Source organism: Sinobaca sp. TMA16-18 (assembly GCF_059510535.1).
Genome location: NZ_JCAKFM010000001.1, coordinates 210,323 through 222,962, shown reverse-complemented (window position 1 = coordinate 222,962; position 12,640 = coordinate 210,323). Strand labels below are relative to the sequence as shown.

The 12,640-nt window shown below is 46.7% G+C and carries 16 protein-coding genes; all 16 read left to right on the top strand.

Annotated features, from left to right (window positions below; genetic code table 11):
- Nucleotides 1-4: 4 nt before the first annotated feature.
- The 16 genes from ftsY (at nucleotide 5) to dprA (ending at nucleotide 12,612) form a co-directional block, all read left to right on the top strand.
- Entirely contained in the window at nucleotides 5-982 is a 978-nt protein-coding gene (gene ftsY, locus AC5W14_RS01180; RefSeq protein ID WP_496059426.1) for a signal recognition particle-docking protein FtsY, read from the top strand.
- A gap of 109 nt (nucleotides 983-1,091) precedes the next feature.
- Nucleotides 1,092-1,436, top strand: a complete 345-nt coding sequence (locus AC5W14_RS01175; protein WP_496059427.1) for a putative DNA-binding protein — start codon at nucleotides 1,092-1,094, stop codon at nucleotides 1,434-1,436.
- On the top strand, nucleotides 1,418-2,767 hold the full coding sequence (gene ffh / locus AC5W14_RS01170; RefSeq protein ID WP_496059428.1) for a signal recognition particle protein: 1,350 nt from the start codon (nucleotides 1,418-1,420) through the stop codon (nucleotides 2,765-2,767). Before AC5W14_RS01175 ends, ffh begins: the two co-directional genes overlap by 19 nt.
- 83 nt (nucleotides 2,768-2,850) lie before the next feature.
- Nucleotides 2,851-3,135, top strand: a complete 285-nt coding sequence (gene rpsP, locus AC5W14_RS01165) for a 30S ribosomal protein S16 (protein ID WP_496193507.1) — start codon at nucleotides 2,851-2,853, stop codon at nucleotides 3,133-3,135.
- Between the two features lie 28 nt (nucleotides 3,136-3,163).
- On the top strand, nucleotides 3,164-3,394 hold the full coding sequence (locus AC5W14_RS01160; protein WP_496059429.1) for a KH domain-containing protein: 231 nt from the start codon (nucleotides 3,164-3,166) through the stop codon (nucleotides 3,392-3,394).
- A gap of 103 nt (nucleotides 3,395-3,497) precedes the next feature.
- Nucleotides 3,498-3,914, top strand: coding sequence for a YlqD family protein (locus tag AC5W14_RS01155; protein WP_496193506.1), 417 nt, complete (start codon nucleotides 3,498-3,500; stop codon nucleotides 3,912-3,914).
- Entirely contained in the window at nucleotides 3,901-4,401 is a 501-nt protein-coding gene (gene rimM / locus AC5W14_RS01150; RefSeq protein WP_496059431.1) for a ribosome maturation factor RimM, read from the top strand. The genes AC5W14_RS01155 and rimM overlap by 14 nt, the downstream gene beginning before the upstream one ends.
- Entirely contained in the window at nucleotides 4,401-5,111 is a 711-nt protein-coding gene (trmD, locus tag AC5W14_RS01145) for a tRNA (guanosine(37)-N1)-methyltransferase TrmD (RefSeq protein ID WP_496059432.1), read from the top strand. Before rimM ends, trmD begins: the two co-directional genes overlap by 1 nt.
- Before the next feature lie 115 nt (nucleotides 5,112-5,226).
- On the top strand, nucleotides 5,227-5,571 hold the full coding sequence (gene rplS / locus AC5W14_RS01140) for a 50S ribosomal protein L19 (RefSeq protein ID WP_120192273.1): 345 nt from the start codon (nucleotides 5,227-5,229) through the stop codon (nucleotides 5,569-5,571).
- Nucleotides 5,572-5,675: 104 nt separating this feature from the next.
- Entirely contained in the window at nucleotides 5,676-6,539 is an 864-nt protein-coding gene (gene ylqF, locus AC5W14_RS01135; protein WP_496193505.1) for a ribosome biogenesis GTPase YlqF, read from the top strand.
- Nucleotides 6,540-6,585: 46 nt separating this feature from the next.
- On the top strand, nucleotides 6,586-7,350 hold the full coding sequence (rnhB, locus tag AC5W14_RS01130; RefSeq protein ID WP_496193504.1) for a ribonuclease HII: 765 nt from the start codon (nucleotides 6,586-6,588) through the stop codon (nucleotides 7,348-7,350).
- Nucleotides 7,351-7,371: 21 nt separating this feature from the next.
- Nucleotides 7,372-9,078, top strand: coding sequence for a hypothetical protein (locus AC5W14_RS01125; RefSeq protein ID WP_496193503.1), 1,707 nt, complete (start codon nucleotides 7,372-7,374; stop codon nucleotides 9,076-9,078).
- Nucleotides 9,075-9,362 carry an EscU/YscU/HrcU family type III secretion system export apparatus switch protein gene (locus AC5W14_RS01120; protein ID WP_496059436.1) on the top strand — a complete coding sequence of 96 codons (288 nt, stop codon included), beginning with the start codon at nucleotides 9,075-9,077 and terminating at the stop codon, nucleotides 9,360-9,362. Before AC5W14_RS01125 ends, AC5W14_RS01120 begins: the two co-directional genes overlap by 4 nt.
- Before the next feature lie 187 nt (nucleotides 9,363-9,549).
- Nucleotides 9,550-10,710: an ADP-forming succinate--CoA ligase subunit beta gene (gene sucC / locus AC5W14_RS01115; RefSeq protein ID WP_496059437.1), complete on the top strand. Its 1,161-nt coding sequence runs from the start codon at nucleotides 9,550-9,552 to the stop codon at nucleotides 10,708-10,710.
- Between the two features lie 18 nt (nucleotides 10,711-10,728).
- Complete coding sequence (sucD, locus tag AC5W14_RS01110) at nucleotides 10,729-11,646, top strand: succinate--CoA ligase subunit alpha (RefSeq protein ID WP_496193502.1); 918 nt, start codon at nucleotides 10,729-10,731, stop codon at nucleotides 11,644-11,646.
- Between the two features lie 87 nt (nucleotides 11,647-11,733).
- On the top strand, nucleotides 11,734-12,612 hold the full coding sequence (gene dprA, locus AC5W14_RS01105) for a DNA-processing protein DprA (RefSeq protein WP_496059439.1): 879 nt from the start codon (nucleotides 11,734-11,736) through the stop codon (nucleotides 12,610-12,612).
- Nucleotides 12,613-12,640 lie beyond the last annotated feature (28 nt).

The window sequence follows — 12,640 nt, the reverse complement described above, 5'->3', positions numbered from 1 at the left end:
GACGATGAGCTTTTTTGATAAATTAAAAGATAAATTTACCAATCAGTCAGACGGCGTGACGTCTAAATTTAAAGACGGCCTAAGCAAGACAAGAGATAATTTCACCGGGCGCATGAACGAACTATTTGCCCAGTACCGCACCGTGGATGAAGACTTTTTTGAAGAGCTGGAAGAGATTTTGATTGGAGCCGACGTAGGCGTAACAACCGTAATGGAGCTGGTCGAAGAGCTGGAACACGAAGCGCGCATCCAGAACATTACCGATACGAGGAAGCTGGCGCCGGTTATCAGCGAGAAACTGGCAGCAAAGCTGGAAAAGCGGGAAGACGATACCCGGCTTAACGTCCAGGAAGAGGGACTCACTGTCTTTTTATTTGTAGGCGTGAACGGAGTAGGCAAAACGACAACAATCGGGAAAGTCGCCCATTCCTTTAAACAGGAAGGAAAAAAAGTAATGCTTGCTGCAGGCGATACATTTCGTGCCGGAGCGATTGAGCAGCTTGAAGTTTGGGGAGAGCGGGTCGGTGTTGATGTCGTAAAGCAGCAGGCAGGATCTGATCCTGCAGCTGTAATGTATGATGCGATCCAGTCCGCGCGTTCAAAAAACGCGGACATTCTGCTCTGTGACACCGCGGGGCGTCTGCAGAACAAAGTAAACCTGATGAATGAGCTGGAAAAAGTAAAACGCGTGATCAGCAAAGAAATTCCGGATGCACCGCACGAAGTGCTGCTCGTGCTGGATGCAACGACAGGCCAGAACGCGCTGAGCCAGGTGAAAACATTCAAGCAGGCAACAAATATCAGCGGTATTGTGCTGACGAAACTGGACGGAACGGCAAAAGGCGGTATTGTCCTGGCTATTCGAAACGAGCTCGATGTGCCGGTGAAACTAATCGGCCTGGGAGAAAAAGTGGAGGACCTGCAGCCATTTGATGCCGAGCAGTTTGTATACGGGCTTTTCAAGGAGCTCGTTGAAGCATAGACTGTTAAGTTTTTAACTTGACGGAATATATTTGATGCGTTAAAATAAAATCGTCCTTTCCATCCAAAAGCTTAAAGTAATAGATATTTTGCAGAAGAAGGTGGAGACCATGTTAGAAAAAACGGTCCGAATTAATGCCCTGTTTGATTTTTACCAGCTTCTTTTAACCGACAAACAACAAAAATATGTAGAACTTTACTTTTTAGATGACTACTCACTAGGTGAAATTGCAGAGTGGTTCAAAGTGAGCCGCCAGGCTGTTTTTGATAATATCAAGCGCACAGAGGCAATGCTTGAAGAATACGAACAGAAGCTTGGTTTATACAGTAAGTATATAGCAAGGTCTGAACTGTATGAAAAGATCAAAACAGACAGCGCCCGCGTACTGCAGTATGTAGAACAGCTGGAAACAATGGAAGAGGGGGGAATAAGCGAATGGCATTTGAAGGATTAGCTGAACGACTCCAGGGAACCTTTGACAAAATAAAAAGCCGCGGCGTCGTCACGGAAGCAGATGTAAAAGAAATGATGCGCGAAGTAAGGCTTGCGCTGCTTGAAGCCGACGTTAACTTTAAAGTTGTTAAAAAGTTTGTCAACGACGTTAAAGAGCGGGCAACGGGCCAGGAAGTAATGAAAAGCCTGACACCCGGCCAGCAGGTTATTAAAGTAGTTAACGAAGAGCTGACCAACCTGATGGGAAAAGAACAGAGCAAAATTGCAGTTTCCTCCAAGTCACCGACCGTTGTTATGATGGTCGGCCTGCAGGGTGCAGGTAAGACAACGACGACGGCAAAGCTTGCTCAGTTTCTCCGTAAAAAAAATAATCGTAATCCGCTTATGGCAGCGGCCGACGTATATCGTCCGGCCGCCATTAAACAGCTGGAAACGCTAGGCACCCAGCTGAGCATGCCTGTGTTTTCCATGGGAGACCAGATAAGCCCGGTGGAAATTGCGAAACGATCTGTAGAACAGGCAAAAGAAGATCATCAGGATTATGTGCTGATTGATACAGCCGGCCGTCTGCATTTGGATGAAACGCTGATGGATGAGCTGGTTAATATTAAAGAAGCAGTAAATCCCGATGAAATTCTGCTCGTAGTTGACGCGATGACGGGTCAGGATGCAGTCAATGTGGCAGAAAGTTTCAATGAGCAGCTCGGTATTACGGGAGTGGTGCTGACAAAACTGGATGGCGATACACGTGGAGGCGCGGCAATATCGGTTAAGGCTGTTACAGATAAACCGATCAAGTTCGCCGGTACCGGTGAGAAAATCGATGCGCTTGAAGCGTTTCATCCGGAACGGATGGCTTCGCGGATTCTAGGAATGGGAGACGTGTTGTCACTTATTGAAAAAGCGGAGTTCTCGGTGGACGAGGAAAAAGCCAAGGAAATGGAACGAAAGATGCGCACGGCTGATCTGACGTTCGATGATTTCCTGGAACAGCTCGAACAGGTTAGAGGCATGGGGCCGCTCGATGAATTGTTAAACATGATTCCCGGCGCCGGAAAAATGAAAGGCCTTAAAAACGCCCAGGTCGATGAGAGCCAGATCGGCCGTGTGGAAGCCATTGTGCGTTCGATGACCAAAAAAGAAAAATCAGAGCCTTCCATAATCAACGCAAGCCGGAAACGGCGTATTGCAAAAGGCAGCGGTACGACAATTCAGGATGTGAACCGCCTGCTTAAACAGTTCGAAGATATGAAGAAAATGATGAAGCAGATGAGCACAATGAACAAAGGAAAGAAAAAAGGAAAAGGCAATATGTCCTTCCCATTTATGTAGTGAAAAGGAAAACCCCTTTACAGCGTTACAATTTTTTATTATAATAAGCAAATGTGCGAAAATAATCTAGGAGGTGCCTATATATGGCAGTTAAAATCAGACTTAAAAGAATGGGTTCAAAAAAGAGACCTTTTTACCGTGTAGTAGTGGCGGATTCCCGCGCTCCTCGTGATGGACGTTTTATTGAAGAAATCGGAACGTACAATCCTTTGGAGAAGCCGGCAGCTGTAAAGCTTGACGAAGACAAAGCTCTTGCATGGATGCAGGATGGTGCAAAACCTTCTGACACAGTAAGAAACTTGTTCTCCCGTGAAGGCCTTATGCAAAAGCTTCATGAAGCAAAAAACGAAGCAAAAAAAGCGAAATAGTTTATGAAGGCAGAAAGGCGGTAACAGGATGAAAGAACTTGTGGAAACAATTGCGCGAGCTTTAGTTGACCACCCTGAACATGTAACTGTGAGCGAAGAGCAGCAGCGCCAGACCAGAGTGATTACCCTGTCTGTACACAAAGAAGATATGGGGAAAGTAATCGGAAAGCAAGGCAAAGTAGCTACCGCGATCAGGTCTGTCGTGTATGCTGCAGCGTCGCAGCAGCATCAGCATGTCCGTCTCGAAATTGCGGATTAAACGAAACGACTGGAAAAGGGCGGGGGAGACTCCGCTCTTTTTTTGTATTTACATAGAAACAAAAGGAAAAAACCTATATAATTTTAATAGAAGAGGTGAGCTAATGAATATAATAAAAAAAGTAACAGTCAAACACGTTTTAACAGAATCTCTGCGGGAAAAAATGCTTGCGGATTTTGGAAAGCAGAAAAAAAAGCTTCAGACAGAAATTGAACAGCTGCGTTTTCAGCTGCAGAAATATAAAAAATCAAACGGCCAGGCCAACCAGCAGGCGGTAGGACGCCTCGGCCAGGAAGCGAAAAAGCGGGAAGACAAAAATGATAAACTCGATAAACAGATCACAAGGCTTAAAGATCTGGCAGTTGGTACAGAGATATCTTTCGGCCAGGTGGACCAGGTGAAGGATGTTCAGGTTGGAGATGCATGGATCGGCGGAAGCCGGGAGGAAATCATTGTAAAAGACCAGCGTGTGATCGAGATTAGAGCAGTGGAGGCAGAAGATACGAATGGAATGGTTTAATGTAGGCAGAATTGTTAATACACATGGCGTAAGAGGCGAAGTACGGGTGATCCCGGTAACTGATTTTGAAGAAGAGCGGTTTCGTACCGGCAATGTGCTTTACGTCGGCGACCGCCCCCTTACTATTAAAGCAGTGCGGCCCCATAAACAGTTTCAGCTGTTAACGTTTGAAGAAATCACTTCCCTGGACCAGGCCCGGGAAATAAAAGACACCGTGCTCAAAATTCCGGAAACCGAACGCGGAGAGCTGGAAGATGGAGAGTTTTACTACAGCGATATTATTGGATGCGGCGTCTGGAGTGATGAGGGGGATTATTTAGGAAAAATTAAAGAAATTCTCTCTCCAGGTGCAAATGACGTCTGGGTCATATCTGCCGGCCAGAATAAGAAGGACATTCTGCTTCCGTATATTGACGATGTAGTCAAAAAAATAGACATCGAATCGAAACGAATTGATGTTCATGTGATAGAGGGGCTGCTTTCCTGATGCGGATCGATTTTCTTACATTATTTCCGGAAATGTTCGAAGGCGTGCTGCATTCTTCCATGCTTAAAAAAGCACAGGAAAAAAACGCCGTTCAGTATGTTCTTCATAATTTCCGGGAGTACACAGAGAATAAACACAATCGCGTAGATGACTATCCATATGGAGGAGGAGCGGGAATGGTACTTGCCGCCCAGCCTGTCTACGATGCTCTGGAGGCTGTTAAAGAGGCGGCCGGGGACACAAAGCCGCGGATTGTTCTCTTATGTCCGCAGGGAGCCCGCTACACCCAGGAAAAAGCAAGAGAGCTTGCCGGGGAGCAGCACTTGATTCTCGTATGCGGACATTATGAAGGCTATGACGAGCGTATTCGGGAACATATGGTGACCGACGAAATCTCGATCGGAGATTTCGTCCTGACGGGAGGAGAACTGGGAGCTATGGTCATTGCAGACAGCGTAACCCGCCTGCTTCCTGAAGTATTAGGCAACGAGGAATCGGCACAAAAAGATTCGTTTGAAGAAAACAGGCTGGAACATCCCCACTATACGAGACCGGCGGAATTCAGGGGCTGGAAGGTCCCGGATGTACTGTTGTCCGGCCATCATAAAAATATTGAAGCGTGGCGCCGGGAAGAATCATTAAAGCGCACGCAGGAGCGGCGCCCGGATTTACTGGACGGTAAAATGGACTGCGAAAATAATAAAAAATAGCATTGAAGTGAAGCTTTCGCTGTGCTATGATGTAATTTGTGGCGAAAGCCGATTGAATACGATGTTCCGCTGCCGTTGAACGGGCAAGAGCATGGGGAAAAGGAGGCGAATACAAATGCAAGAACTTATTCGCGAAATTACAAAAGACCAAATTAAAACGGATTTACCAGAATTTCGTGCGGGTGATACGGTTGTCGTACACGTGAAAGTAGTTGAGGGAACGCGTGAGCGTATCCAGCTGTTTGAAGGTGTCGTTATCAAAAGACGCGGCGGCGGAATCAGCGAAACATTTACAGTTCGTAAGATTTCTTACGGCACTGGTGTAGAGCGTACATTCCCAGTCCATTCACCACGTATTGATAAGATTGAGCGTAAACGCCGTGGTAAGGTTCGTCAAGCGAAACTATTCTACTTGCGCAAACTACGCGGAAAAGCAGCCCGTATTAAAGAAATTCGTTAATAGGATGCATGTAAAGACTGCAGCGGTATACCGCTGCAGTCTTTTTTCCAATAGGCACATATACATAGAAAACCAAATGTAAGTTAAAGAGAGTAGGAATAGAGATGCATATTCAATGGTATCCCGGCCATATGGCGAAAGCGAAACGAGAAGTAACCGAACAACTGAAAAAAGTAGATATTATTATAGAACTGGCTGATGCGAGAATCCCATTTTCATCAAGAAACCCGATGCTGGATTCGATCACGCAGCATAAACCACGGCTTATTATTTTAACGAAAAGCGATAAGGCAGATCCCGTATTGACATCAAAATGGACGGATCTGTGGAAAAATGACCATACCGAAGTGCTGTCGATGAATGCGCTGGAACAGCGGGGAGTAAAAGAATTAACCAATGCCGCTCAGCGTCTGGCGGCGCCTATGTTTGAAAAAATGAGAAAAAAGGGAATCCGTCCCCGTGCAATCCGGGCAATGATTATCGGCATCCCTAATGTCGGGAAGTCAACGTTAATTAACAGGCTCGTGGGAAGAAAGACGGCGAAAACAGGCGACCGCCCTGGTGTTACGAAAGCACAGCAGTGGCTCAAAGTAGGCAGTGACCTGGAACTGCTTGATACCCCCGGTATCCTCTGGCCTAAATTTGATGACCAACGTGTCGGGTATCATTTGGCTGCGACAGGCGCCATTAAAGATGAACTGCTGGATTTTCAGGATATTGCCCTATTTATTATTAAAGAATTAAGAGCAAAGTACCCGGATGCCCTTCAGAGACGCTACAACCTTACAGAAGAGCTTCCTGAGGAAAATACGGAGCTGTTTGAAATGATCGGCCGAAAGCGCGGCTGTCTGCTTCAGGGAGGCTTTGTAGACTATGATAAGGCTGCAGAGCTGATTATTAACGACCTGCGCAAAGACAAACTGGGCGCGATTACGCTGGAGCATCCGGAAGACCTTCCCGAGGCGTAAATAAAAGTTAAAGTTATAAAGCCGGAGCCGATATAAGGAGTAGAAGATGACAGAATCCACGATAGCCCAGATAAAAACATTACTGAAAACAAACAATGCGACAAGCGAACAGCTGGAGACCTGGAAGCACGATAAACGAGCGGGTGTCCAGCATGCATTGAAAAGCTATGAAAAAAAGCAGCAGCTCATGGAAAAAGAGCGGCAGATGTATACAGATATGAGTCAATTCGAAAAAGAATACTATCAGCAGGGCATCCGATTTATTGCCGGAGTGGATGAAGTTGGCAGAGGGCCGCTGGCCGGACCGGTTACGGCAGCCGCAGTAATCCTTCCGGAAACATTAGTTATTCCGGGTCTTACGGATTCTAAAAAATTGTCAGAGGCTAAACGAAATTATTATAGTGAGATAATAAAAGAGGAAGCGATTGCTTACTGTATCCGGCACGTGGGAGCTGCGGATATTGATAAATATAATATATATCAGGCTTCCAAAATGGCGATGACGTGGGCGGTCGAAGGACTCGATGTCAAAGCGGAAGCACTGCTTGTTGATGCGATGGAGCTGCCGGTTTCACTGCCGCAGAGGTCTTTAATCAAAGGGGACTCGAGAAGCGTATCGATTGCGGCGGCTTCCGTTATTGCCAAAGTAGAACGGGACGGGGCCATGAAAAAAATGGCAGAAGCCTATCCGGGCTATTTTTTTGAAGACCATAAGGGATACGGGACAAAGGCTCATTTAGAAGCATTAAAAGCACATGGACTGACAAGGCACCACAGAAAAAGTTTTAAACCGGTCAGCGATTTATTATAAAAAGGGGAGGGCAGGAATGGCATGGTTGTACAACATATTACAGGCAGCAGTTTCCAAAGCCGGCCTGCCGCCACAGGTCTCCCCTCTCTGCAGAAAGGGGACTTGTTTCAAGCGAAAGCGGCAAAGCTTCTTCCCAATCAGCAGGTGATTCTTCAAATTGGAAAAAATAGTATATCGGGAAAGTTATCCGCGCCTTTGAATGTAAATGTAAATTACTTGTTTCGTGTAGAAAACAATCAAGAAACACTGCATTTGAAAGTGATCGGTCCCCTGCCTGCCGAAGGCCGCGGGAAAACCCCGGAGGTGATGACGCCGCTTCTCCAGAAAGCAGGCATGACCGGTCCGAAAACAACGCAGATGCTCGTGCAGTCCCTTTTGCAAAAAAATATCCCCTTTTCCCAGGCGTTTGTCGAACAAAGCACCCGGCTTTTAAAAGAAACCGGTGGAGCAGCTGCGGACAAAAGCGTAGAAGCGTTGACCGCCATGGCCGCTAAAAAAATTATGCCGGACAGGTCGCTTCTGGCTGCCGCACTCAGCCCGAAGAATACGGCGTCCGTTTTCCGTGATACACAGCAGGCCATGCAGAACATACAAAACCAGGCGGCTCCAGACAGTCGGCCTGCCGGGGCTCTTCAGCAGCAGCTTAAAGAGGTCGAAGCCCTGCTTCAGGTAAATAAAAACCAGACCCCTGTTTCTCCCGGACTTCTCGATGCAGCAAAAGCGGTCCTTTCGAAAGAATCCGACGCAGCCCTTAAAGCAGGCGCTTTTTCTCTGCTTGTGAAAGCAGGAGCCGCTGCTCCGGGACAGACACCGGCAGGATGGACGGCTGCTTTATATCGGGCAGCGGTGCCCGAATCTTCCGCTCCGGCCCAGTCTCCCGCCATGCAGCAGCAGTTTTTACATACATTTTTAAAATCGCTCGAATCCCTGCCCGCGGAAGCGCAGGCGGCACGGGCCGGAAGGTTGTTTTCGGCTGTTACGTCCAGTGAAGCCAGGCCCCTGCAGACCCTTATTCAACCGGGAAGTCCTGCCCTGCAGCCGGTAGAACAAGAAGCAATGGCGCGGCTGTTTCATGCAAAAGCGTCAGCGGATACGTTTTGGAATCCGTCGTTTGATTCGCTTTCCAAACAGTGGCTGCAGCTGCAGCAGAAGCTGGGATTATTTCACGAATCTGTACTAACCCATACTTCTGCCCAATCCCGGGAAGGGGCTGCAGAAGGGGAAGCAAAGCAGTGGCTGCTGCAGGCCCAGGCCGAGCTGAGTTCTTCAGGCAGACAGCAGCTGGATCCTCTGCTTGGACGGATTACTTCCCAGCAGCTTCAGGCATTGGAACAACCCGGCATTCTTCAGCAGCTGCAGACACAGATTCCTTTATTTCTCGGAACTTTTGCGGCTGATTTAACTATTGACTGGGAAGCCAAAAAAACACCGGAAGGCAAACTCGATCCCGATCACTGCCGGATGCTGTTACACGTAACCTTAGAAAGACTCGGGGAAACGGCGGCGGATATTACGATTCAAAACCGAAAACTGCAGCTGACGATTTTTAACGGGCAGGCGAAGCCGGAAGGTCTGTTTGAGATGCTTAAACCTTTTCTGGAAACAGAGCTTAATAATATGGACTATGAGCTGTATGCGATAAGCTGGAAGCAGACTGAAGAAATAAAAAAACAAATCCAGCCTTCTGTTATGCGGCTTGATAATAAAGGGGTGGATGTTAGAGTATGAACAGCAGAAAACCGGAAGCAAAGAAAATGGCAGCCGCTTTAAAATATGATCCGGCTCTTTGGCAGTCCCCTGTTATAAAAGCAAAAGGAAAGGGGCAGACCGCGGAAGAAATTCTGGCGCTTGCCCATGCTAATGGCATTCCGATCCAAAAAGATCCGATGCTCGTTGAAATGCTGGCGCAGCTGGAGATCAATCAGACCATCCCGGGAGAGCTGTATGAAGTGGTTGCTGAGGTGTTTTCTTTTCTATACCGCCTGGACCGGCAGTCCTATACAAAAAAATGAATAAACATTCATAAAAAGAAAATAAATAAAGTTTTGACGAATTGTTGAATTTATTGCGTTTTTTTTATACGATAATACATGTGTGCGAGATATTGTTTGTATAATTCAATGTTTCCGCCCAGTCCTTGCCCACAGGATAAATGAATGTGGTACTTCGTACAGAATCGTTAAGGAGGATGGAGAATACATGAATATTCATGAGTATCAGGGAAAAGATCTCCTCAGAAAATACGGCGTCGCTGTACCTAACGGAAAAGTGGCTTTCTCAGTGGAAGAAGCTGTAGAAGCTGCAAAAGAATTAGGAACAGAAGTCAGCGTAGTGAAAGCCCAGATTCATGCGGGCGGCAGAGGAAAAGCTGGTGGAGTAAAAGTAGCAAAAAACCTGGATGAGGTTCGTGAATACGCGAATGAAATTCTTGGTAAAACACTTGTTACGCATCAGACGGGACCAGAAGGCAAAGAAGTAAAGCGCTTACTTATTGAAGAAGGCTGCGATATTAAAAAAGAATACTATGTAGGCCTTGTGCTTGACCGTGAAACGTCTAAAGTTGTCATGATGGCTTCTGAAGAAGGCGGAACGGAAATTGAAGAGGTGGCAGAAAAAACACCTGAGAAAATTTTCAAGGAATATATTGATCCTGCTGTCGGCATGCAGGCTTTTCAGGCACGCCGTTTAGCTTTTAATATTAACATTCCTAAAGAGCAGCTTGGACAGGCAGTTAAATTCATGCTCGGCCTGTATCAGGTATTTGTTGAAAAAGACTGCTCGATTGCTGAAATCAACCCTCTTGTTACCACAGGAGACGGCGGCGTCATGGCACTTGATGCAAAGCTGAACTTTGATTCCAATGCGTTATACCGTCAAAAGGATATCGTGGAATACAGAGACCTTGATGAAGAGGATTTAAAAGAAATCGAAGCATCCAAGCACGATTTAAGCTACATTGCGCTTGATGGAAACATCGGATGCATGGTAAACGGAGCCGGTCTTGCTATGGCTACAATGGATATCATCAAGCACTATCACGGTGATCCCGCCAACTTCCTTGACGTTGGGGGCGGTGCGACTGCTGAAAAAGTAACAGAAGCCTTTAAAATCATCCTTTCCGATGAGCAGGTAAAAGGTATTTATGTAAACATTTTCGGCGGCATCATGAAGTGTGACATCATTGCAGATGGTGTTGTGGAAGCAACTAAACAGATTGGACTTGAAATCCCGCTCGTTGTCCGCCTTGAAGGTACAAACGTAGAACGTGGAAAAGAAATTCTTAAAGAATCAGGTCTTAATATTACCGCGGCTGACTCCATGGCTGATGGCGCACAAAAAATTGTATCTCTAGTAAAATAGAAAGGCGGGTCAATAATCATGAGTATTTTTATCAATAAAGATACAAAGGTAATTGTTCAGGGTATTACAGGCGCAACCGGCTTGTTTCATACCAAACAGGCTGTTGAATATGGCACGCAGATCGTAGGCGGTGTAACCCCTAAAAAAGGCGGTACAGAAGTAGAAGGCATCCCTGTTTTTGATACAGTGACAGATGCTGTTAATGCTACAGGTGCTACTGCATCCGTAATATATGTTCCACCAGCTTTCGCAGCAGACGCCATTATGGAAGCTGTCGATGCAGAACTTGATCTGGCTATCTGCATCACAGAAGGCATTCCTGTATTGGATATGACGAAAGTGAGACGTTACATGGAAGGCAAAAAAACCCGTCTCGTCGGGCCTAACTGCCCGGGTGTTATCACACCTGATGAATGTAAGATTGGTATTATGCCGGGCTACATTCATAAAAAAGGCCATGTAGGTGTTGTTTCCAGATCCGGCACCTTGACGTATGAAGCGGTTCATCAGCTTTCTACAGCAGGTGTAGGACAGTCAACTGCCGTAGGAATCGGCGGCGACCCTGTTAACGGTACGGACTTCATTGATGTTCTTAATGCGTTTAACCAAGATGATGATACAGAGGCTGTCATCATGATCGGCGAGATCGGCGGAACTGCAGAAGAAGAAGCTGCAGAGTGGATCAAAGCGAACATGAAAAAGCCTGTTGTTGGATTTATCGGCGGTGCAACAGCCCCTCCAGGCAAAAGAATGGGCCACGCAGGCGCTATTATTTCCGGAGGAAAAGGAACAGCTGAAGAAAAAATCAAAACACTTGAAGCATGCGGTGTCAGTGTAGCGGCAACGCCGTCTGATATGGGCGATACGCTTCTAAAAGCACTTAAAGAAAACAATTTGTATGATAAGTGTCTGACTCATGAATCTACAGCAAAATAAATAAAAAAAGCGGCGCTGTTTCGACAGCGCCGCCTTATTCATTATTATTCCCCGCTCGGCCACTCCCCGATAAGAAAGGAACAACCCATGACATTAACTCCTTCCGAACGACTGCTTCATTTGCATGCGGCTCCATTTATGACGTGGCACAGGCTGCGTACTTTATATTACATAGATTCATCGTTTTCGTCGGTTTATACATTCAGTCCCACCCGTCTGCAGGAAACGCTCAAGCTCTCCAGCGCACAGGCCGCGGGTCTTTTTAAGTATTTTCAGGACACAGAGCCTCACCAAATGGCAGCCTATTACGAGTCATGTAACATTCAAACTATAACCTGTCTCGATCCAACCTATCCGGAACGCCTGCTATCAATATACGATCCTCCCTGGGTGCTGTACTTTTTAGGGGACAAAGAGCTGTTTTATTCGCCTAAAATGCTGGCAATTGTTGGGTCGCGTACCCCGACGGCTTATGGGAAAGAAGTTATTTCAACGTTTATGCCCGAATTGACCAGAGACAACATCACCGTTATCAGCGGTCTCGCAGCAGGAGTCGACGGTGCTGCTCATAAAGCGTGCATCGCAAACGGCGGCCGGACAATAGCCGTTCTCGGTTCCGGATTTGAGCACATTTATCCGAAACAGCACGTTGAGCTTGCCAGGCTGATAAAAAACAGGCATTTACTTGTGAGCGAATATCCTCCGGCGGTTTCTCCGCAGAAATGGCAGTTTCCGATGAGAAACCGGATTATCAGCGCATTATCGGATGCAGTGTTTGTGGTGGAAGCAAAAGAAAGAAGCGGATCCCTAATCACTGCTTATCAGGGTCTTGAACAGGGAAAGGATATTAAAGCACTTCCTGGTTCGATTTTGTCAAAAGAAAGTGCAGGCACGAATCAGCTGATCGCAGAGGGCGCGGAACCGGTCCTGAAATATGAGGATTTAACAGCTTCCGGCTGGAAGTAATCCCAGCTGTAAATGTAAATAGCTAGAC

Coding starts and splice junctions, on each gene's coding strand:
- ylqF (WP_496193505.1), top strand. CDS start 5,676: ATGCATATTCAATGGTATCCCGGCCATATGGCGAAAGCGAAACGAGAA.
- sucC (WP_496059437.1), top strand. CDS start 9,550: ATGAATATTCATGAGTATCAGGGAAAAGATCTCCTCAGAAAATACGGC.
- trmD (WP_496059432.1), top strand. CDS start 4,401: ATGCGGATCGATTTTCTTACATTATTTCCGGAAATGTTCGAAGGCGTG.
- rnhB (WP_496193504.1), top strand. CDS start 6,586: ATGACAGAATCCACGATAGCCCAGATAAAAACATTACTGAAAACAAAC.
- AC5W14_RS01175 (WP_496059427.1), top strand. CDS start 1,092: ATGTTAGAAAAAACGGTCCGAATTAATGCCCTGTTTGATTTTTACCAG.
- rpsP (WP_496193507.1), top strand. CDS start 2,851: ATGGCAGTTAAAATCAGACTTAAAAGAATGGGTTCAAAAAAGAGACCT.
- AC5W14_RS01160 (WP_496059429.1), top strand. CDS start 3,164: ATGAAAGAACTTGTGGAAACAATTGCGCGAGCTTTAGTTGACCACCCT.
- AC5W14_RS01120 (WP_496059436.1), top strand. CDS start 9,075: ATGAACAGCAGAAAACCGGAAGCAAAGAAAATGGCAGCCGCTTTAAAA.
- rimM (WP_496059431.1), top strand. CDS start 3,901: ATGGAATGGTTTAATGTAGGCAGAATTGTTAATACACATGGCGTAAGA.
- ffh (WP_496059428.1), top strand. CDS start 1,418: ATGGCATTTGAAGGATTAGCTGAACGACTCCAGGGAACCTTTGACAAA.
- sucD (WP_496193502.1), top strand. CDS start 10,729: ATGAGTATTTTTATCAATAAAGATACAAAGGTAATTGTTCAGGGTATT.
- dprA (WP_496059439.1), top strand. CDS start 11,734: ATGACATTAACTCCTTCCGAACGACTGCTTCATTTGCATGCGGCTCCA.
- AC5W14_RS01155 (WP_496193506.1), top strand. CDS start 3,498: ATGAATATAATAAAAAAAGTAACAGTCAAACACGTTTTAACAGAATCT.
- rplS (WP_120192273.1), top strand. CDS start 5,227: ATGCAAGAACTTATTCGCGAAATTACAAAAGACCAAATTAAAACGGAT.
- ftsY (WP_496059426.1), top strand. CDS start 5: ATGAGCTTTTTTGATAAATTAAAAGATAAATTTACCAATCAGTCAGAC.
- AC5W14_RS01125 (WP_496193503.1), top strand. CDS start 7,372: ATGGTTGTACAACATATTACAGGCAGCAGTTTCCAAAGCCGGCCTGCC.